Annotated in this window: 24 protein-coding genes; 7 read left to right on the top strand and 17 right to left on the bottom strand. The window is 44.2% G+C overall.

Translation table 11 applies throughout. The annotated features are described in order from the left end of the window. Window positions 1-438 precede the first annotated feature (438 nt). Entirely contained in the window at window positions 439-1,158 is a 720-nt protein-coding gene (locus tag AC37HE_RS13145; RefSeq protein ID WP_500783307.1) for a DUF6261 family protein, read from the top strand. Window positions 1,159-1,219: 61 nt separating this feature from the next. On the opposite strand, the gene AC37HE_RS13140 is transcribed toward AC37HE_RS13145, so the two are convergent. The 9 genes from AC37HE_RS13140 to AC37HE_RS13100 all read right to left on the bottom strand — a co-directional run bounded on the left by AC37HE_RS13140 (window position 1,220) and on the right by AC37HE_RS13100 (window position 8,048). After that, window positions 1,220-1,543: a heavy-metal-associated domain-containing protein gene (locus tag AC37HE_RS13140; RefSeq protein WP_500783306.1), complete on the bottom strand. Its 324-nt coding sequence runs from the start codon at window positions 1,541-1,543 to the stop codon at window positions 1,220-1,222. Window positions 1,544-1,603: 60 nt separating this feature from the next. After that, window positions 1,604-2,080: a DUF302 domain-containing protein gene (locus AC37HE_RS13135; RefSeq protein ID WP_500783305.1), complete on the bottom strand. Its 477-nt coding sequence runs from the start codon at window positions 2,078-2,080 to the stop codon at window positions 1,604-1,606. A 61-nt stretch (window positions 2,081-2,141) separates the two neighbouring features. Continuing rightward, window positions 2,142-2,951, bottom strand: coding sequence for a protoheme IX farnesyltransferase (locus AC37HE_RS13130; protein WP_500783304.1), 810 nt, complete (start codon window positions 2,949-2,951; stop codon window positions 2,142-2,144). A 62-nt stretch (window positions 2,952-3,013) separates the two neighbouring features. Then, window positions 3,014-3,958 carry a cytochrome c oxidase subunit II gene (coxB, locus tag AC37HE_RS13125; protein WP_500783303.1) on the bottom strand — a complete coding sequence of 315 codons (945 nt, stop codon included), beginning with the start codon at window positions 3,956-3,958 and terminating at the stop codon, window positions 3,014-3,016. A 5-nt stretch (window positions 3,959-3,963) separates the two neighbouring features. Continuing rightward, entirely contained in the window at window positions 3,964-4,248 is a 285-nt protein-coding gene (locus AC37HE_RS13120; RefSeq protein WP_500783302.1) for a cytochrome C oxidase subunit IV family protein, read from the bottom strand. Window positions 4,249-4,264: 16 nt separating this feature from the next. Further along, window positions 4,265-4,882 carry a cytochrome c oxidase subunit 3 family protein gene (locus tag AC37HE_RS13115; RefSeq protein WP_500783301.1) on the bottom strand — a complete coding sequence of 206 codons (618 nt, stop codon included), beginning with the start codon at window positions 4,880-4,882 and terminating at the stop codon, window positions 4,265-4,267. An 11-nt stretch (window positions 4,883-4,893) separates the two neighbouring features. After that, window positions 4,894-6,507 (bottom strand): cytochrome c oxidase subunit I, encoded by a 1,614-nt coding sequence (locus AC37HE_RS13110; protein WP_500783300.1) that lies wholly within the window; start codon window positions 6,505-6,507, stop codon window positions 4,894-4,896. 12 nt (window positions 6,508-6,519) lie between these two features. Continuing rightward, the gene (locus AC37HE_RS13105; protein ID WP_500783299.1) at window positions 6,520-7,323 is read right to left on the bottom strand and encodes an SCO family protein; all 804 of its coding nucleotides are present in this window, start codon (window positions 7,321-7,323) and stop codon (window positions 6,520-6,522) included. Window positions 7,324-7,514: 191 nt separating this feature from the next. Next, window positions 7,515-8,048, bottom strand: coding sequence for a c-type cytochrome (locus AC37HE_RS13100; protein WP_500783298.1), 534 nt, complete (start codon window positions 8,046-8,048; stop codon window positions 7,515-7,517). Between the two features lie 401 nt (window positions 8,049-8,449). Here AC37HE_RS13100 and AC37HE_RS13095 point away from each other — a divergent pair, with 401 nt between their 5' ends. Genes AC37HE_RS13095 through AC37HE_RS13080 form a run of 4 tightly spaced genes read left to right on the top strand, consistent with a single transcriptional unit; the run spans window position 8,450 to window position 11,534 of the window. Continuing rightward, on the top strand, window positions 8,450-8,674 hold the full coding sequence (locus AC37HE_RS13095) for a DUF4492 domain-containing protein (RefSeq protein ID WP_500783297.1): 225 nt from the start codon (window positions 8,450-8,452) through the stop codon (window positions 8,672-8,674). A 9-nt stretch (window positions 8,675-8,683) separates the two neighbouring features. Continuing rightward, window positions 8,684-10,261, top strand: a complete 1,578-nt coding sequence (locus tag AC37HE_RS13090) for a cytochrome ubiquinol oxidase subunit I (RefSeq protein WP_500783296.1) — start codon at window positions 8,684-8,686, stop codon at window positions 10,259-10,261. After that, window positions 10,261-11,391, top strand: coding sequence for a cytochrome d ubiquinol oxidase subunit II (locus AC37HE_RS13085; protein WP_500783295.1), 1,131 nt, complete (start codon window positions 10,261-10,263; stop codon window positions 11,389-11,391). The genes AC37HE_RS13090 and AC37HE_RS13085 overlap by 1 nt, the downstream gene beginning before the upstream one ends. Window positions 11,392-11,402: 11 nt before the next feature. Further along, a complete protein-coding gene (locus AC37HE_RS13080; RefSeq protein ID WP_500783294.1) occupies window positions 11,403-11,534 on the top strand; it encodes a hypothetical protein in 132 nt (43 codons plus the stop codon). Between the two features lie 51 nt (window positions 11,535-11,585). On the opposite strand, the gene AC37HE_RS13075 is transcribed toward AC37HE_RS13080, so the two are convergent. The 8 genes from AC37HE_RS13075 to rsfS all read right to left on the bottom strand — a co-directional run bounded on the left by AC37HE_RS13075 (window position 11,586) and on the right by rsfS (window position 18,195). Continuing rightward, window positions 11,586-12,182, bottom strand: a complete 597-nt coding sequence (locus tag AC37HE_RS13075; protein WP_500783293.1) for a porin family protein — start codon at window positions 12,180-12,182, stop codon at window positions 11,586-11,588. A gap of 363 nt (window positions 12,183-12,545) precedes the next feature. Next, on the bottom strand, window positions 12,546-13,292 hold the full coding sequence (locus tag AC37HE_RS13070; protein ID WP_500783292.1) for a CDP-alcohol phosphatidyltransferase family protein: 747 nt from the start codon (window positions 13,290-13,292) through the stop codon (window positions 12,546-12,548). After that, window positions 13,292-13,948 (bottom strand): phosphatidylserine decarboxylase family protein, encoded by a 657-nt coding sequence (locus AC37HE_RS13065; RefSeq protein ID WP_500783291.1) that lies wholly within the window; start codon window positions 13,946-13,948, stop codon window positions 13,292-13,294. Before AC37HE_RS13065 ends, AC37HE_RS13070 begins: the two co-directional genes overlap by 1 nt. A gap of 151 nt (window positions 13,949-14,099) precedes the next feature. Continuing rightward, window positions 14,100-14,915 carry a phosphatidate cytidylyltransferase gene (locus AC37HE_RS13060; protein ID WP_500783290.1) on the bottom strand — a complete coding sequence of 272 codons (816 nt, stop codon included), beginning with the start codon at window positions 14,913-14,915 and terminating at the stop codon, window positions 14,100-14,102. Next, the gene (locus AC37HE_RS13055) at window positions 14,912-15,118 is read right to left on the bottom strand and encodes a putative signal transducing protein (protein ID WP_500783289.1); all 207 of its coding nucleotides are present in this window, start codon (window positions 15,116-15,118) and stop codon (window positions 14,912-14,914) included. Before AC37HE_RS13055 ends, AC37HE_RS13060 begins: the two co-directional genes overlap by 4 nt. An 8-nt stretch (window positions 15,119-15,126) precedes the next feature. Continuing rightward, window positions 15,127-15,759, bottom strand: coding sequence for a LutC/YkgG family protein (locus AC37HE_RS13050; protein ID WP_500783288.1), 633 nt, complete (start codon window positions 15,757-15,759; stop codon window positions 15,127-15,129). A 9-nt stretch (window positions 15,760-15,768) separates the two neighbouring features. Next, entirely contained in the window at window positions 15,769-17,811 is a 2,043-nt protein-coding gene (gene ftsH, locus AC37HE_RS13045) for an ATP-dependent zinc metalloprotease FtsH (protein WP_500783287.1), read from the bottom strand. Between the two features lie 3 nt (window positions 17,812-17,814). Further along, window positions 17,815-18,195 (bottom strand): ribosome silencing factor, encoded by a 381-nt coding sequence (rsfS, locus tag AC37HE_RS13040; RefSeq protein ID WP_500783286.1) that lies wholly within the window; start codon window positions 18,193-18,195, stop codon window positions 17,815-17,817. A 121-nt stretch (window positions 18,196-18,316) separates the two neighbouring features. Here rsfS and AC37HE_RS13035 point away from each other — a divergent pair, with 121 nt between their 5' ends. Next, entirely contained in the window at window positions 18,317-19,066 is a 750-nt protein-coding gene (locus AC37HE_RS13035; RefSeq protein ID WP_500783285.1) for a biotin--[acetyl-CoA-carboxylase] ligase, read from the top strand. Window positions 19,067-19,150: 84 nt separating this feature from the next. Further along, a complete protein-coding gene (locus tag AC37HE_RS13030) occupies window positions 19,151-20,560 on the top strand; it encodes a S41 family peptidase (RefSeq protein WP_500783284.1) in 1,410 nt (469 codons plus the stop codon). The last annotated feature ends 93 nt before the right edge of the window (window positions 20,561-20,653 follow it).

Genomic DNA, 20,653 nt, shown 5'->3' with positions numbered 1-20,653 from the left:
GATACGGTTTGGTCATCCGCCCAAGTGTCATCCGGGTAGTATAGATGCGGTTTGGACATTTGCCCAAGTGTCATCGGGGAGTATGGATGTGGTTTGGATATTTGCCCAAGTGCCAACCGGATAGTATAGATGTGGTTTGGACAAATGCATGAGCCTGACCCGGAGGGGGGCATGTGCTTCAGTGCCCTGATGAAATCCTGCCGGCAATTATTCGTCAGTACCTGGTTAACGGTCTTTCGAGCCACGAACCACATTCAATGTGGAAAACACAGTGGGCTAAGGCTTGTTTGGTTGAATGAACTGTTGTAATTTGCAGGATCGAGTGAGGGACTTTCGATAAAAGTTAAGCTGGTTTGTATGTTTTTAGGAACGAAGTGGCTGTGGGGCACTTCGTAGGAGAAGATTTTTAATAGTTGTCAATACTAAAAAGAGATTATTATGAAACAGATCAGCTTTCGTCATTATCGTAACAGTGACTTCATTCGTTTATTCAGCGGAATTCTTTTCATCTGTAAAGACTACGCCCTTGACGTGTTGCAGGCGATTCGTGTTGCCGCTTCCTATCAGGAAATGCAGGCGCGCGAAACCCGCTTTAACCTGGCACTCGATAAAAACAATAAAAACCCCTATACCATCTTGGTTGCCGATGCCGACCTGAAACGCGACGATGCTCTGGATGCTTTCAAGTATTATTTGCTGTATTGTACTAAACAGCCCGATCGCACCATTCGTGCTGCTGCAGAGCGCCTGATTGTTGTAGTGCAAACCTTTGGCTGGTCGATGCAAATGGATAATTACTCGGAGCAAAGCAAGAATGTGCGCAGTGTAATTGCCGAAGTTGGGGACAATACGAACTTACAGGATGACCTTGCAACCTGCTCGTGTGGAGTTTTGTTTGACTTGATCAAACGTACGCAAGGTGATTTTGAAGAAGTCTTGAATGCCTTTAACCGGCACGAAACGAGTTTGAATAGTGTGAATCCGGCAGTTGAAAAAGCCTGGTTGCGCCAACTGGTGACTAATATGGTTGATGATTTAAACTATCACATCCGCCAGCAAACCAATACCGAATGCACGGAAATCAGTAACCGGTTGTCAACGCTAAGCCAAAGCATTGCCAGTGAGCTGAAGGCTCGTGCTACCCGTGCTGAGCAATAAAGCGGGAACCAGCATTGCGGGAAAGAGCTAGGGCTTCGAAGCTAATTGGTCAATAAGCCGGCTATTGTTTGCCGGCTACGGTATAGCCGCGTTTTTCGATGGCTGCAGCAATGGCTTTTTCGTCGGTCTTCGAAGGATCGTAAACCACCTTGGCGGTCGAATCTTCGTAGTTGGCTTCAACGGATTGAATTCCCGGAAGCTCGTTGACACCCTTTTGAACGCTTTGCTCGCAGTCCTCGCAGCTCATCCCATCAACATGATAGGTAATGGCGACCGGTTCTGCATGGACTGTTTCCGTGTTTGCATCAGCCGGTTGTTTGGCACTGTTTGAACAGGCCGTGAATAAAGCGATGCTAAAGATGAATAGAAGGATTGTTAGTTTCATTTGTCTTATCTTTAAATTACGTTTTTACTACTGCTCACTGTAACTAAATACTGCGACTTACTATTTCAGAAGTGGTGCCAGAATTTTCTCGCTTCCACTTTCGGCATCACCCATAATGGCATTTACATCGCTGCCCAGCAATTTGGAAAGCAGCCCGGCATTGATGCGCGAAATGTACGTTTTGCCATCGGCCTTTTCAAAGACTGAAATGCGGCAGGGCATCATGGCCGAAATGTGTCGCTTTTCGTCGTTATCCAGAATCCGAACCGCAATATCGGGTTTGCAAATCGAGAATACCGAAACCGGCTGTACATCGAAACCGTGCTTTTGCATGGTTGCCTGTAAGTTATACTGGTGGGGAATGCTCCAGTTCTCGGCCTTGGTTGATTCTTCGAGTAAGACTTTCGTCCGTTCAAAATCGTACTTGCTCTCACTAACGGTAAACAGAAGTTTGGGCGCTAAGATTACGATTACGGCAAGGCTAATAAGTATTCCTGTTAAGATTCCTGCGACAAACATAAGGCGTGATTTTTTCATGGTTACGAGATATTTAGGATCTGTTTTCCATTAAAAACAGCTCATATACCCCGGAGGTTCATTAACGGTGAAACAGACTGTCGACGATGAGTGCAATCATCATAAACAAGTATAAAAAGTTGAGTTTGAAGAATGTCGGGCGCACCCGAATGTCTTTCTTCGTAAACAACTCAATGGTTGTTGAAAACAGCAAATAGAAGACGTAGAACAGGAGAATGAAAAGGGTTGTTTTCCCAATCAGCACTTTCATTCCTATGAGCAGGGCCGAGGCAATGGTCGCCAGGATCCAGGTGTAGGTTAACCGCTTAATTTGGTTCTCGCTAAAGATGTTGTGCAGACTTGGGTAGCCCGCCAGGCTGTATTCTTTGCCAAACATGAGCAAGAGCAACCAGAAGTGCGGTATCTGCCCGATGAAAAAGAAGGTGGCTACCCAAAAGATAACCGGGTCGGTAATGGAACCGCCGTCGGCAACCCAGCCAATGTATGGAGGAAGTGCGCCAACCAGCGAACCGGGAACAACAGCAAAGGCCGTGATCTTTTTTAGCGGAGTGTAGAATCCGTTATAAGAGAGCAAGGTCACGAAAGCTGCAACCCAGGCCATAAACGGGAAATGCATCAGCAGCACAATACTTCCGGCCAGTGCATAGCCGATAGCGATGAGAAGAGCTGTGTTGGGTGTAATTTTCCCCGATGGTATCGGCCGCTTTTGCGTGCGCGGCATCAGGGCATCAGTTTTATACTCCTGCCAATGGTTAACAGCTCCCGAACTGCAGGAGAATAGGAATACACCAATGGATAGGTAAAGGCCCGGTAGCCCAACTGATCCTGAATGGATCACGTAACCCGTCAGGGCTGATAAAGCAACGGGCAAAGAGATTCTCGCTTTGCCCAGTTCAAGTATAATTTTTAAGAAAGATGTTTGTGTCGATTTACTCACTTCAGTGTCTTAATATATTCAATTATTTGAGAGATCTCGGTGTCGCTCAGCTGTCCCTGGTACGATTGCATCAATCCTTTGTTAAAGCCATCCACGATTTCCGAATTAGGATCTAAGATCGATTTTTTGATGTATGCATCATCCACTACGACAGTTTTGGTTTCACCACCGGCTTTCACCACGACTTCATGACCATAGACACCCTTAAACGTTGGACCAACCAATTTGTTCCCGTCAACAGTATGACAAGCAAAACATCCGATGTTGGACATGATTCGCTTTCCGGCGGCAGCGGGTGAGTCCACCGTTTGAGCCGACTCTCTGGCGGTGGTGTCGGTATACCATTTGTTGAATTCATCCTGAGGCATGGTTTTCACCAGATTGTTCATGTAAGAGTGTTGCAGCCCGCAATATTCGGCACAGAACAAGTCGAATACACCTTCTTTTTCGGGAATGAACCACATAAACTTATCGTCGCCGGGGACGACATCTTCTTTCACCCGGAATGCCGGGATGTACAGTGAGTGAATAACATCCAGTGATTTCAGGTTTAGTTTCACCGGTTGATTCATCGGGACAAAAAGTGTATCTGTCGTTTTGCCGTTTTTATACTCAAAGGTGAAGTTCCACATCCGGGCGATCACGTTAATCTCGAAGCTGTCCTCGGGAGCTGTCTTCATCGGTTTCCAGCCGGCCCAGCCGAAATAGAACATCACCATCACCAGGATGGTTGGAATAATCGTCCAAACGATTTCCAGGGTGTTGCTGCCTTTAATTTGTTCAGCATGCGGGTGGCGCTTCTTGTTATACTTATAGATGAACCAGATCATGGTCAGTGTTAAACCAATCAGAAAAACGAAACAGACTCCCAGTATGAGCAAGAATGCCCGGTCGACACCGGATACAAAATTAGAGGCTTGTTGTGTTGCTAATATATACATGGTGCTTATCTGAAAGAGTAATCAATAAAGGTGATTATTAATACAGCCATAAAAACTGCAAATACGAATCCAACCATGATGCGGATATAGATTTTATCAAACTTCAGGTGCATAAAATGGGTGAGCACCAGGTACGACTTTAGCGATGCGAAAATTAAGGCAGCTGCTACGGTTAGTCCACCTAATTCGATTGCTGTAATTTTTACCGACAGCATCGTGAATGTCACCAATGCTGCCAGGACTATCAGGTAAGTACGATAGGGGACAATATGTGGTTTTTCTTGTTGCATACTTCTTCTTTTTAGGTTAGTGAATCAGGTAGAATAATGGGAACAGGAAAATCCAGATCAGGTCGACCAGGTGCCAGTACAAACCTGCGTTTTCAAGTAAAGCAGCTCTTTCGGCATGAACGCGGCCGGATGAAACACCGGCAAAGGCAAATCCGATAACGACCAGCCCAATAATAATGTGAAGTGCATGTAAGCCGGTCATGACGAAGTAGAGACCAAAGAATAAAATCTCGCCCTGGCTAAAATTGTCCAGCATATATTGCGAACCGGGCCAAATACCGTGTTGGAACTTAACACCCCACTCAAAATATTTATTCACCAGGAAGACCAGCCCCAATACAATGGTGATGGACATCAGGAGAAGGACCCGGCTTTTTTTCTTTTCCTGCAATGCCGTTGTCGACATGGCAATGGTCATACTACTCACCAACAGGATGATGGTGTTAATGGTACCTATTGTCACGTTCAATTCTTCGGCTCCCAGGTGAAAAGCATCCTGGTTGCGAAACCGGTAAACGGAGTAAATGAGGAAGAGTGCGCCAAACAGCAATAGTTCGGTGAAAATAAAGAGCCACATCCCTATTTTCGAAGCTTCGGCATCGTAGTGTTCATCGTGATGAGTAACTTCTGACATAAGCTAAGGTTTTAATATTCGTATGGTCCGTCTTTTTCTTCATAGACCGGAGTCGTTTCAAAATTCTCAACCGGCGGGGGTGATGGAATTGTCCATTCCAATGTTTTTCCATGCCAGGGGTTCATTTCAGCAATCGGTCCACTTTTTGCCGATCTGAAAAGGTTGATCAGAATGATGGCTAAACCAAAAGCCATCACCCATGAACCTAAGGTTGACAGGATATTGGGACCATGGAATTCTTCCAGATAGTCGTAATAACGACGTGGCATGCCTTCCAGCCCAAGATAGAACATTGGTCCGTATAAGGCCAGAAACCCGATAAAGAAGATGATCCATCCTGCGTTAGCCCAGGTTTTGTCGTACATGCGGCCAAACATTTTCGGAAACCAATAGTGGATGGCGCCAAAGAAGGCAAATCCAACTCCACCGAAGACGATGAAGTGGAAGTGTGCCACTACAAAGGCCGTGTCGTGTACATATACGTCGGTTGCCAAGGCACCTAGTACCAAGCCGGATAAACCACCGATCATAAATACAAAGATGAAGGAAACTGCCCAGTAGAATGGTGTTTCCAGCGATATCGATCCTTTATACATGGTGGAGATCCAATTGAAAACTTTAATGGCGCTGGGTATGGCAACTAAAAATGTTAAAATTGAAAAGGTATATTGGGCTGTTCCACTCATCCCTGCTGTAAACATATGGTGCCCCCAAACAAAATAACCCACAAAAGCGATGGCTAAGGTTGAGGCGACGATGGCTTTATAACCGAAGATATGTTTTTGTGAAAAGGTTGGAATGATCTCCGAGACTGCGCCCATAGCCGGTAAGATCATAATGTAAACGGCCGGGTGCGAGTAAATCCAGAACAAGTGTTGGTATAGAATTGGGTCGCCTCCTAAGGCGGGATCAAATACCCCGATACCGAAAATGCGCTCCAGTGAAACCAGGACCAGGGTGATCCCCACTACCGGAGTCGCCAACAGTTGAATCCAGGCTGTTCCGTAAATGGTCCAGGGGAAAAGAGGCATCTTCGTCCAGGTCATGCCCGGTGCCCGCATGCGGTGTATGGTAACAATGAAATTTAAGCCTGTGAGAATGGATGAGAAACCGAGAACAAAGGCACCAAGAATCGCTGGTAGCATATTCGTTCCGGTTTTGAAACTATAGGGAGCGTAGAATGTCCATCCCGTATCCGGAGAACCATTTCCGAATATAACCGATGAGAGCACCATGAATGCTCCGGCAATATAAACGTACCATGAAAATAAGTTCAGCCGGGGGAATGCCACGTCTTTGGCTCCGATCATAATGGGCATCATGAAGTTTCCGAACACGGCCGGTAGACCGGGGATAACAATCATGAAGATCATGATTACACCATGAACCGTGAAGACTGCATTATAATCCTGCGCTCCCATGATTGTTTTTCCGGGGGCAATCAGTTCCAGTTTCATGGCTAAGCCAAGGCAAACACCGACTAAGAACAGTGTCATCATGGAGAACATGTAGAGCAGGGCAATTCTTTTGTGGTCGGTGGATAAAATCCACGCGAATAACCCTTTGTACTTACCTTTATAGTCGAGGTAACTGACGTCGTGGGGTATTTGAGAACTAGCTTGCATAGAGTAGGTGTTTTATTTCTTCTTTTTAGGTTTGAATATCAAGAACAGGAACAGGATTAAGGCGATAAACAAAATCAGAGTTCCGGTAATTTTCGTGACATTGAGCGCGTATGTTTGTCCAACAGGATCGTAGGAATAGCAGAATTGCAGTACCTTATTGATTGTTGGTCCCGACTGGCCTTTGTTGGCTTCAACGATCGCCATCTTGAACTCGAAAGGCAAAAAGTAAATGCCGTTCAGGTAACGTGTGATTTTTCCGTCGGGGCTGATTACCATGACTGATGCAGCGTGCAGAAAGTCATTCCCCTGACGTTTGTATTTGAAACCAACGGCATTGGTTACTTTGGCGATACTGGCGCTGTCGGATATGAAAAACTTCCAGCCTTTGGCAATCTCGTCTTTCTTCTTGACCAGGTTGAGGTAATTGTTCTTCTTCCGCTTGGCCAGCTCTAAAGTTTCTGTGGGATCGAAGCTAATGGTTAGCACCTGGTAATCTACCCCGGGTTTCAGGTCCGACTTGTCCATCACTTCGGCAAGCCCTTCCATTAAAGGGCTGCAGATTCCGGGGCATCGAAAATACACCAGATTCAGTACTGTTGGTTTGTCAATCAAATCGGTCAGTACAACGCGCTGCGAATCCTCATTAACGATGTAAATATCTTTGGGTAGGTACTCATCCAAATGTTCCACAACGCCAATTTCAGGATCGCTGTTTGTATCATTGAATGTAACGTTTTGCGACAATGAAGTTTTCGCAATAAAAAGCAGAGCAAGTCCGATTAGCAGAGTTAGGTTAGCTTGTTTGATCTTCATCATAGATAGTTGTGATTTTCAATAAATTCGACTCGTTCAATGTTCAAGATAAAAACCAGAAAAGCCTATCGAATGTTTAACCAAAATGCTATAAAAATATCTTTTACTAAAAAAATGTCGATTTCCTGTACTTAAATTAGTCAAAATACATCCTTCTGCACTATGTTTCAATTAGGCAATTGGGGGGAGTCTGTTTATCGATGTTGTTTTTTACCCTCCGGTTGTTTGGCATTGGGTGGGGTAGTTCCCTGTAGCGATTGGATGTAGGTCAGTACGTCATCAATCTGACGATCCGAGAGTTGATTTTTGTACGAAATCATGCCCTTTTCAATTACGCCGTCCAGAACAACCTTTTTCAGGTCGTTGAAACTTCCACCGTGAATCCAGTAATCGTCGGTCATGTTCGGGCCAACCAAGCCTTCCCCGAGCTTACCATGGCAAACGGCACAGATTTTACCGAAGATAGCTTCGCCGGCAGCGAGTATCTCTGTTTGGCTTCGATTGGTGCCGGTAGCCTCTGCCTCTTCCTGTTGATAAAGGGGAGTTGACTCGTTTGGATAGCTCCCTTCTGCCTCGAGCTTATCATTATCAAAAACAAAAGTGAGAACAAGGTAGCTCACAACCAAAATCAAGGTGGCGTAAAGCGAATATTTGAGTCCCGGAGATAGTCGAAGATCTTGCTCTGTTTTCGGGTATTTCTGGTGGTCTTTATCCTGCATCTTATTCATAAAATGTATGGGTGAATGATAACTTTTGTATGTTCTCCGATTATGGGACTTTAGCCCGTTTTTTCATATGGACGGGAATGATTGAACCCTTTCCGTTTTGATTTTATTTTCTGTTAAACACACGCAACTTTTAAATGGTTGAATCGGGTGTGAATATTTCGCCATTCTAAATGAGATGAATAAGTCCCTTTTATAGGGCAAATGTTTGAAAGCATAAAAGTGAAATTTTTTTTCAAAAAAAATATTGAATCCCTTTTTCATTTAAGAAATTTAAAGTCAGTAACTTGTTCTGTGTTAGCGATAATCGGATTAAATTATCCTTAATTAAAATGCTCAACATTGTTATTTAAAGGTTGTTTCACTACTTTGTTAAGATTTAATCAGGTAAACAGCGAGTAGGTATGAAGAAACAGAATGTTTTCATGCGGATCTGGAAGTTTTATTTTGACGGATTCCGAAACATGAGTGGATGGGGCAAGCAAGTATGGATTGTGATTCTGCTGAAGCTATTTGTGATGTTTGTCGTGCTGAAGCTGTTCTTTTTCCCGAATTTCCTAAAAACGAACTTCGATAGCGATGAGCAACGAAGTGAGCACGTGCTGGAGAATTTAACCAATACAAAATAAAAAAATCACATGTTAGAAGCAATCGACTTATCTTTAGTAAACTGGTCGAGGGCGCAGTTTGCCCTGACGGCCATGTATCACTGGATTTTTGTTCCGCTCACATTGGGGATTTCCTTTCTTGTCGCCATTATGGAGACAATTTATGTGAAAACAGGAAATCCGGAATGGAAGAAAATAACTAAGTTTTGGATGACTTTATTCGGGATCAACTTCGCGATTGGAGTGGCTACCGGTATCATCCTCGAATTTGAGTTTGGGACAAACTGGTCCAATTACTCCTGGTTTGTGGGTGATATTTTTGGTGCCCCATTAGCAATTGAGGGTATCCTGGCTTTCTTTATGGAATCCACCTTTATTGCCATCATGTTTTTTGGATGGAAGAAGGTGAGTCAGAAAGTCCACCTGACAGCTACCTGGCTAACCGCTATTGGCGCCAACCTGTCGGCCTTGTGGATTTTGGTTGCTAACGCCTGGATGCAGATGCCGGTGGGTATGCATTTCAATCCTGAAACTGCCCGTAATGAAATGGCTAGTTTCTGGGATGTTTTGTTCTCACCAATGGCCGTCGATAAATTCCTCCATACAACATCGTCGGGATTTGTGCTGGCTTCCATTTTTGTTATTGGTATTTCAGCCTGGTTTATCCTAAAGAAACGCGAGATTGTGTTTGCCCGCAAGAGTATTTTGGTAGCCGCAGTCTTCGGTTTTCTTTCTTCCATTTATGTGATTTTCACCGGTGACAGTTCTGCCCGCTCCATTGCACAGCATCAGCCGATGAAATTTGCTTCTTTCGAAGGTCTGTATAATGGTAGCGAGGGGGCCGGTCTGATCGCCATGGGGATTATGTCGTCAACAGAGACTGATCAACACAATGAAAACCTGATGGACTTCAACGTGAAGCTGGAGATTCCCAACATTCTTTCATATATGGCCTATATGGATTGGAATGCTTTTGTTCCCGGGATCAATGACCTGATTGACGGGAATGAAAAATACGGCGTCATGTCGGCTCATGAAAAGATTGAACGCGGCAAGTCTGCTATTCTGAAGTTGAAAGAATATAAAGAAGCCAAAGATGCCGGAAACGAAGAGCTGGCGTCGAGCATTAAAGCAGAATTTCAAACCAAAGAGTTTCAGGAGAACTATTTTAAATATTTCGGCTACGGTTACATTACCGATCCTGCCGTCCTGATCCCGAGTGTACCGCTGTCGTTCTACAGCTTCCACATCATGGTGTTCCTGGGCATGTATTTTATCCTGTTCTTTTTCCTTTCTTTCTTATTTACAATTAAAGGAAAGCTGGAGAAACACCGCAAGTTTTTGCATTTGGCTATCTGGACCATTCCGTTGGCTTATCTTGCTTCACAATGCGGATGGATTGTTGCAGAGGTTGGTCGTCAGCCATGGGTTATTCAAGACCTGATGCCGACGATGGCTGCGGTTACCAAAATTAGTACCAGCGCCGTTCAGGTAACATTCTTCCTGTTTGCAGCCATCTTTACCTTGTTGTTGATTGCTGAACTGAAGATCATGATGCGTCAAATTAAAATCGGACCAAAAATTAAAGAAGAGGGAGGACACAACTAATGTTTGAAAGTTTATCACATCTCGCGTTACAGCAATACTGGTGGGTGATTGTTTCCCTGCTGGGTGCTTTGTTTGTCTTCCTTACTTTTGTTCAAGGTGGTCAAACTCTAATTTATACGATTGGTAAAAATGAAACCGAGCGTTCGCTGCTTGTGAATACGCTGGGCCGTAAATGGGAATTTACCTTTACTACCCTGGTGACTTTTGGAGGTGCCTTTTTTGCCTCATTCCCCTTGTTTTATGCAACCTCGTTTGGTGGTGCCTATTGGGTTTGGATGGCTATTTTGTTCTTCTTTGTTATTCAGGCAGTATCTTATGAGTACCGGAAGAAGCCAGCCAACTTCCTTGGAGCAAAGACCTACGAGATCTTCCTGATTTTAAATGGCGCTTTCGGAACAATCCTGGTTGGAACCGCTGTTGGTACCTTTTTCAATGGTGCTATGTTTAGCTTAAACGGAATGAATAACGTAAGCTGGGAAACCCCTTTCCGTGGTTTGGAAGCTGTACTTACATTCCACAATGTGGCTTTAGGTTTAGCTGTGTTTTTCCTGGCGCGTGTGTTGGGTGCCTTGTACTTCATCAACTCGGTTGACGATGCTAATGTATACGAACGCAGCAAAAAGCAAGTGCTGGTGAATGCTATTCCGTTTTTGGTGTTCTTCCTGTACTTTCTGATTGCTTTGTTGCTGAAAGACGGCTTTGCCGTGGATCCTGCAACCGGAACAGTAAGTATGGAAAGCTTTAAGTACCTGCACAACCTGCTGGCTATGCCTGTAGTTACGATCATCCTGCTGGTTGGTGTACTTAGTGTTCTTTGGGGAATCTTTTCAACTTTATTCAGAGGTGCACAAGGCGGTATATGGTGTGCCGGTGGTGGTACCGTATTGGTGGTTTGGATGTTGTTCCTGATTGCCGGTTTCAATAATACCGCTTTTTACCCGTCAATTGCTGATTTGCAGTCGTCACTGACTATTCAAAACGCTTCATCAAGTCATTTTACTTTGACAGCTATGAGCTATGTTTCGTTGTTTGTTCCTTTTGTGCTGGCCTACATTGTTTGGTTCTGGCGTGCTATGAACAACAAGAAAATTGATGCCGAAGAGATTGCCGAAGATTCACATTCATACTAAAACAGAAAACTATGTATTTGAAATCAATCATTTTATTAATAAGCTGGCCGGTACTGATTGCCATTTCGCTTTACCTGGTACAGTATGCTGTGAAAAAGTACAACGAAAGGTTGGAACACGTGAAAAAGAAATATGAAGAGTAAATCATATGAGCAAGCCTCGCGATCGCGAGGCTTGCTTTTTATACTTGCTATTTATTTGCCGAAGAAATAGGATAGTGAAATGGATATTCCCCGGTGTTTGAGACTCATGTCTCCGTAGTGGGTAATGTCGGACAGGCCGAACAGGTATTCTCCTGTAAACTGAAAATTAGCCATTTCAACTCCCGCTCCTACGTTCCACCCAAACGAAAATTTGTCGTAATCATCGTCACCACCCCCGAATTTGATATCTTCTTTTACTCCGTCAAATTTACTTTCGCCACTTAGCGCATAGCTGACAACGGGACCTGACAAGAAGAGTAATTTTGCGCCCGACATATCAGCTTTGAATAACAGGTTTAACGGCAAATCGAGATAGTTAAAATGATCATAGCCACTCAATCCTTCAACTTTGGCTTCGTAGCCTTTTTGCGAAAACAGGAGGGCTGGTTGCAGGTAAAGAAAATCATATAAAGGAAGTTCTCCAATAACGCCAGCCTGGAAGCATACCCTGGAGTCCATTGAAATATTGAGGCCCGAGGCATCGATATTGCCATTGGCAAAGTTAATGCCACCCTTCAATCCCCAACGTTGCCCGCTTGATGCAAGAACAAACAGGAGGGCAGCTAGGGTCACCATCAATCTTTTCATCGTTTGTTGAATTTTGGTTCTGCTTACTCTTACGATTTTCGGCTTACTCGCCTTGGATGATCAGGGGGATTCGGTTCAAGGTAAACCGCATAGATCGAGTGGGGGGCCGGCCCATCATGGCCAGTGTAAAGGTTTGGTTTAAGTTAGTGCCGAGGAATAATTCCCGGTCTTCCCATTTACGTTGAAAGTCAGGCTGTGGTTTGCCCGGTGATACGAGAAACATAGATGATCAAAGCCTCCGGAAGAAGACCTCAGGAGACACTAATTCTATCCATTTGAATCATGCTATACAACCAACAAAAAACGGCTCCCAAGAGGAACCGTTCTAGCTATTAAAAATTGTTATTAATGTCTTTAATGTGCTTAGGCCACAACCTTTTGAATGAGTGAAATGGCAATATAGCTGATGATGATCAGCGGCAAGCCGTACACGTTGAGGGTAACGAACAAAACGACGCACAACAATAAAAACAACAGGCGTATTTCGTTGCCTTTCCATTTCAGGTTTTTGAATTTCAGCGAGAACATGGGCACTTCCGAGATCATGAGTGCTGAAATAATGGCAATTGCTGTCAACAGGTTAAAGCGGTTCAGGATAACATGATCCAGCGCGGCGTTGGTTCCCCAGTCGACAACAACAGCGAGCGATGCATAAAACAAGGCATTTGCCGGAATCGGTAAGCCCAGGAAGCTTTCGGTTTGCCGGGTGTCGAGGTTGAATTTGGCCAGGCGGAAAGCTCCGGAAATAGGAACCAGCAAGGCTGAGAACAGGAAGATCCACTGTAACCAGCTGGCTTCAATATTTAATAAGGGACGAACCTCGCCAAACATGGCCAACTGCAACATGGATGTCAGCATAGCAGCAGGAGCCAAACCAAATGATACAAGGTCGGCCAGCGAGTCCATTTGTTTACCAATTTCGGAGTAGGAGTGCAGCAGGCGGGCAGCCATGCCATCCATAAAGTCGAATACCGAGGCCAGTGCAATGCAAATAGCAGCCCAGCCCAAATAACCTTGTACGCCCAGAAACACAGCTACACTGCCGGCAGCCAGGTTCATTGAGGTAATAAAATTAGGAACCCAGAAAAAGAAATCTCGAATTGTTCTCATTAGCTTAATTCTCCAATAATGGTTTGTGACCCGGTTACTTTGTCGCCCAGTTTCACATTCAGTTTGGTGTCGAGCGGAAGATATAAATCAACGCGTGAGCCAAAACGGATGAAGCCCATCTCCATGTCCTGCGTTACTTGCTGTCCGTCTTCGAGGAAGTTCAGGATACGGCGGGCAACAGCCCCGGCAACCTGGTTGGCCATAATCTCGCGTCCGTCGGCCATTTGGATAGCCGTACAGAAACGTTCGTTTTCGTCGGCCGATTTATCTTTAAAGGCGGCGTAAAATTCGCCTTCTTTATGTTTCAGGTAGCTTACTTTTCCCGGCACCGGAACCCAGTTGATATGGACATTCAGCGGTGACATAAAAATGGAAACCTTTAGGCATTTACGTTTCAGATACAAAGGCTCTTCAGCTTCCTCAATCACACACACTTTACCGTCGGCCGGGCAAATCACATGCTTTGGATTTACTTGTACGGTGCGGTTCGGGTAACGGAAGAACTGCAATACTAAAATTAAAATAACCAAGGCTGCCAGGCTGAATAAGCTGCTAACGATTGGCATGTCTTCCAAAAGCAAGCCAGCCAGAATTAATACCAGTGCAATCAGGATGGTATTGCGGATAATTGTTTTTCCCGCCGGATGAAATCTCATGTATTTTATCGGTTAAAATTGATATCAAACTAATTAGTCATACGCAAATGAGCCTGATTATATACAGGAACTTCAGTTTGCACACGAAATTCAAAGCGCTGCAAAAATAAGTAAAATTGCATTGCTTCGTCAGTTTTGATTTTAAAAGAAGCTAAATGAAGACTTCGAGGTAGCAAACAAAGACCGGAATGGCAAATAACAGCGAGTCGAACCGGTCGAGAATACCTCCGTGTCCCGGGAAGATTGTACCACTGTCCTTCACTCCAAACTGGCGCTTAATCATCGATTCTGTCAGGTCGCCCAAGGTGGCCGAAACCACAATCAGGAATCCAAGTACGATCCAGTGTACCATCGATATTTCAGTAATGTAACGGGAAATCAAGGCCGAAACAGCAACAGCAACCAGAGTCCCGCCTATGGCACCTTCCCATGACTTTTTAGGCGAAATGCGCTCGAACAGCCGATGCTTGCCAAAGCTTACGCCGAAAAGGTAAGCCCCCGAGTCGTATACCCAAATGATGATGAGCAAAGCCAAAAACAACTTTGGGGTATAATGACCGTGAAATTCTGAAAAAACCAGGTAGTTGCTCAGACTTAGGGGAACGGTAGCATAAATTAAACCGGCCAGGCTGATCGCAATATTTTGAAGTGAATGCTTTTTGTTAGCAAACAACTCGTTGACAAAGGTGATCAGGATAAAGGGGAAAATACTGAAAAACCAAATTGCCGAAAGATGTCCGGAGGCAATCAGGAAACTTAGTACAAATGTTAATGCTCCGGTGATGGAGGCCAACACACGATGTGGTTTGAACCCGGTTTCGCTGGTGACATTAAAAAATTCGTATAATGCACCGATTAAAATAGCGAGAAACAAGATGCCAAAAGTGTATTCACCAAAGTAAAGGCCGGCTAGAATAGTAGCAACGAAAACAATACCGGTAAGTGAACGAATGAGTAAGTTTTTCAATTGATCAGGTTTTTAAGAAGATCTAAAGCTTGTTCTTTATGGTTCTTGTGCACATAAACTTCTATCTGGCCAAAGCTTGGAATTGCTGAATTCATTTGATTTAGGACGACACAGTAAATCTCGTTGTCGGTTAAAACTTCACGGGCTATTTCTGCCTGGTAGGGCACTGTTGTCTGGTAAATCAATACAAAATCTTTTTCCATGGTTCCGATTAAAAAGGTTCGTCACACAGGATTACAATCAGCTTTTTGGGGCCATGCATTCCCATTACCAGCGTCTTTTCAATGTCGGCAGTCCGACTGGGGCCGGTAATGTTAGTGATTGAGCTCGGTAGTTTGCCATGGTATTTGGCCTGAATAGCCATCATGGCATCGTCGAGGTATTTGACCAGTTGCCGTTGATGGGCCAGCACAATGTGTGTTTCAGGGAAAACATGCAGCCTTCGTCCAGATGGGCTTCCGGAGCTAATCATGACTGATCCCAAATGGGCAACCAAAAACTCGCAACCGGTAATGCCGGCTTCCAGTTGCAGGAAGTCCCCATCGTTTTGCTGAAACTCAACTTTGCCGGTCAGGGCTTTCTGTAGCTCCGGGGTGGCACAAAATACATTCTGCCATTTTTCCTCAGCTTTCAGTTTAGCAATCAGCTCAACTGCTTCTGACAGGTTTTTGGGACGCAGCACTTTCCCGGCTACTAATTCCAGATTTTCCTGGAACCAATCGGCTAAGCTGCCTTTTGGTTCATGATATATCGGCGATTCGAAATCCGGCTCGGGAATGATTTGTTCCGGCCGGCTTTCTCTCGCTTGTTTTATACGGGCTAAAATATTTTCCCTCGAAGACATGATGCTATCTTATTCTGGTTTTTCTTCAACGTTTGGTGTCTCTTCTACAGGTGGCAATGGCTTATTTTCTGTTGCATTGCCGTTACCCGGCAGCTCTTCTTTCTGCCATGGGCGTTTCCCAAAGATTGTTTCCAAATCTTCGCCGAAGATGACTTCTTTCTCCAACAGCTTTTCAGCCAATTTGTGGTGTCCTTCTTCATTTTCTTTCAACACCTTGAGTGCACGAGCATATTGTTCGTCGATCATGAGCTTGGCTTCTGCATCGATTAACTCAGCTGTTTTTTCACTATATGGTTTGGTGAAACCAAAGTCGCTTTGACCGGTTGAATCGTAATAACTGAAGTTTCCAACTTTATCGCTCATACCGTAAATACTGATCATGGCATAAGCTGTTTTGGTTATTTTTTCAAGGTCGTTTTGTGCCCCTGATGAGATGTTCCCAAAAGCCAGTTGTTCTGCCGCGCGACCTCCAAGAGTCGAACACATCTCGTCCAGCAATTGCTCCTTGGTGGTAATAGACCGTTCTTCAGGAAGGTACCAGGCAGCACCCAGTGCTTTTCCGCGAGGAACAATAGTCACCTTCACCAGCGGATGCGCATGTTCCAATAGCCAGCTAATGGTTGCGTGACCTGCTTCGTGGTAAGCGATGCGCTTTTTCTCGTCTTTCGAGATGATTTTATTTTTCTTTTCCAGACCACCAATAATCCGGTCAACGGCATCAAGGAAATCCTGCTTGTTAACTTTATCGTGGTTGTTCCGGGCAGCGATCAGGGCTGCTTCGTTACAAACATTGGCAATATCGGCACCTGAGAAGCCCGGTGTTTGCTTGGCCAGGAATTTAACTTCAACTTCATCAGAGAGCTTCAATGGACGTAAGTGTACATTGAAAATCTCGGCACGTTCATTCAGGTCTGGTAATTCAACGTGAATCTGGCGGTCGAAACGTCCGGCACGCATTAATGCGCGGTCCAGAATGTCGGCGCGGTTGGTTGCAGCCAGGATGATGACCCCTGAGTTGGTGTCGAAACCATCCATTTCTGTCAATAGCTGGTTCAAGGTATTTTCGCGTTCATCATTCGATCCCATATTGGGGTTCTTGCCACGGGCGCGACCAATGGCGTCAATCTCGTCGATGAAAACGATGCAAGGTGATTTCTCTTTCGCTTGCTTAAACAAATCGCGAACACGTGATGCCCCAACACCTACGAACATTTCCACAAAGTCGGAACCCGACATTGAGAAGAACGGTACGTTTGCTTCACCGGCAACGGCTTTTGCCAGCAATGTTTTACCGGTTCCCGGAGGGCCTACCAATAGAGCTCCTTTGGGGATTTTACCACCCAGTTTTGTGTATTTTGAAGGGTTTTTCAGAAACTCTACAATTTCTTCAACCTCCTGTTTCGCTTCCGACAGACCGGCAACATCCTTGAAGGTTGTATTCACGCGTGAGTCCTTGTCGAACACCTTAGCTTGCGATTTGCCCACACTGAAAATATTGCCGGCACCACCGCCACCAGTACCTTTACTCATGCGGCGGAAGAACCATAGATATAGTGCAATAATCAAAATGAACGGGAAAATCCAGCTGACAATTTCTCCAAAGTAATTGGTCTCTGTTTTCCATTCAATGCTTATTCGCTTGTCTTCCGGAAGTTCTTTCTCGGCTTCTTTGAATTCGTTTGCAAACACATCGGCCGGTCCAATTTCGAAATAAAAGTGAGGTCCGATTTTCTGAGGTGTATTAAAGCCTTTGTTCAGCTTATCCTCATATTTTTTGTAACTGCTTTCTTTTAGGGTAATCCGTGCTTCTTTTTCATTTACAACAACCAGTTTTGCAATATCACCATCTTTGAGCATGGTGTTTTTTACTTCCTGCCAGTTTGTCTGTACCGGTCCACTGCCAAAACTAAAATATTGGACGGCCAGGAAGACAATGATCGCAATCCCGTAAATCCAGTAGGGGTTAAATTTAGGAGGTTTTCCTCCCGGCTTCAGATTTCCGAGACTCGGACGTTTTTTGTTTTTGCTGTTATTTGATTTATTATCAGCCATTATCTACTTGTTTTCAAAATTTATTTCTTCAATTAATGCGTCAGCCCAAAGGTTTTCCAAATTGTAAAAGTTGCGGGCATCATGTTGAAAAACGTGTACCATTATGTTGGCATAATCGAGTAGGATCCACAGGGCATTTTGGTAGCCATCTTTGTGCCAGACTCTTTCTCCGGTTAGTTCCTCTACCGTATCTTCCACCGATCGCGCGATTGCTTCAACATGGGTATTCGAGTTACCGTTGCAGATGATAAAATAACTACATTCCGAATGATTGATTTTTCTGAGATCTATTTTTACGATATCCAAACCTTTTTTACGGTCAATGCCTTCAATAATTGCTTGAATCAGTTCTTCGCTTTCCTTCTCTTTCTGCGTTTTTGCCATAGATTCTTATTAGAAATACAAAGATAAATTTTTTCGCTTACTTTGATGTTTATTATTGTATTCGGTAATAAACTGAAAATTAAAAAAATAGTTTATTCGCATTTGTTAAAAAGCCTAAAAAATGAAGACATCGGTGATTGGTCAAACGGTTGTGCTTTTAGAACAGGTGGGCAGTACCAATAACTATGCCACCAGTCAAGTTCGTGAAAATGAAGTAGAAGAGGGGACTGTCTTTTTGGCAGTGAGCCAAACTGCAGGGCGTGGACAGCACACCAATCAGTGGGAAAGTGAGGATGGTAAAAACTTAACATTGTCGCTTGTGTTGCATCCCGAATTTCTGGAGATCAAAGATCAATTTCTGTTATCGAAAGCTGTTTGCCTCGGTATTGACGCTTTTTTGAGCCAATATGTTGATGATGTTTCGATCAAATGGCCAAATGATATTTATGTTGGTAACCGGAAAATCTGCGGAATCTTAATAGAAAATGCCATCATGAACGGGCGATTTAGCTCTTCGGTGGTTGGAATCGGCTTGAATATCAATCAGGCTAAGTTTATATCGGATGCTCCAAATCCGGTTTCCCTTTTCCAATTAACCGGGAAAACGTATGATCTGGATCAATGTCTGACCGAACTATTGAAAAATATCGATGCTTATTATTGTAAACTAATTGACGGTCAAATTGAAGAGCTTAACCGCTTGTTTGAGGCAAAGCTTTTCCGGTTGAATACCTGGCACCATTTTAAAGATGACCACCACGAGTACAGGGGGCGTATCGTTGGTGTCAATGAAATTGGTCAGTTGAAAGTTGAAGAAGAGAATGGCAGGCTGAATGCGTATCATTTTAAGGAAGTTTCATATTTAATATAGTTTATTTCGCTATTTTTGGTTCACTAAAGTAGGGGCAGGCTGGTAGGATTTGGACTTAGTATAACACTGCAATTCAGATTGAACATGAAAAAGAATTTATTTCTAGTTGGACTTTGGGCTAGTCTCACCCTTTTTATGACTAGCTGTCACAAAGATGAGGAAACAATCGTTGATGGAAGTGACGACACGACAGAAATCAGTGCTGCCACCCTGGCCACCAATCAGTGGATAAAGGACAATATGGAGACTTATTATCTGTGGAACACCCAGTTGCCCGATATCGATGAAACACAGGAAGAAGATCCGGCAGCTTATTTCGATAAGCTTTTATACACCGATGAGGATAAATGGTCGTGGATAACCGATGATTATGCTTCCTTATCTGCTGAGTTTAGTGGAGTTCCGGTGACTATGGGCTATGAACCGGCTTTTTATTTGTTTAGCGACGAATCAACCGTTTTCATTGTTGTTAAGTATGTATATCCAAACTCGCCGGCCGAAGCGGCAGGCTTAAAAAGAGGCGATATCATTCTAAAAATTGATAATACAGCAATGACTGTTGACAATTACTACGATTTATATTCGGGTGATAGTTATTCCGTTCAATTGGGGACGCTTAGTGGTAGTTCCATTGGATTGTCGGGTACTTCTTATGACCTGACTGCTCAGGTTGTATCAACCGATCCATCTGTTTATCATACGGTGCTCGATGTGGATGGAACGAAGATTGGTTATCTGGCTTATGTGGAATTTGTTGCCGGTGACAATAATACGTTTTTGAACTCGATGGACGATATATTCTCCGAGTTTAAAGCCGATGGAATTAGCGATTTGGTTGTTGACCTGCGGTATAACCCCGGTGGTGAAATTACGGCTGCCAATTACCTGGCTTCAACAATTGCTCCGGCTAGCGTTGTTGCGAACCAGGAAAAATTAATCAATTTGCAGTTTAACGACGATGTGCAGGCCGCTTACGAACATTACTACCCCGATGAACTTTATTATAGTTTTACCGATACAACAACAACCAACATGGATTTAAGTACGGTGTATTTCCTGACAACTTCAGGAACAGCATCGGCCAGTGAGCTGTTGATCTCCGGATTGGCACCTTATATGAATGTTGTTCAAATTGGAGAGGCTACTTATGGGAAATATACAGGTATGTACGTGTTGCCTGATGATAATGACGAATGGTGCATGTTGCCGGTTGTTATGAAATATGCCAATGCTGATGGTTATACGGATTTTAAAGATGGGTTAACCCCCGATTATGCAATTGACGATGACCTGCTGGACGCGGTTCCTTTTGGCGATACAACCGACCCAATGCTGGCAGAGGCTGTGAGCCTAATCACTACTGGTAGCCCGGTAGCGACTGCTTCCGTTAAATCAGCGAAAGTAAGTTTGATTAGTCGCGAGTTAAAACCGGGAAAACTGGAATTGAAGCGGAATTTATTTGTTCCGGCCGGGGAAAAGATACTTGAGAAATAAACCACTTGTTTGGTTGAAAAGAAAAATCCCGTTGAGTTATTTCAACGGGATTTTTTTGTGAAAGTCCCTGCTGAGTTCCAAGTTTCAAGTTTC

It is taken from the genome of Mangrovibacterium sp. (genome assembly GCF_059905295.1).
The sequence above is the reverse complement of the archived record's forward strand: the minus strand, read 5'-3'. Positions and strand labels throughout refer to the sequence as shown.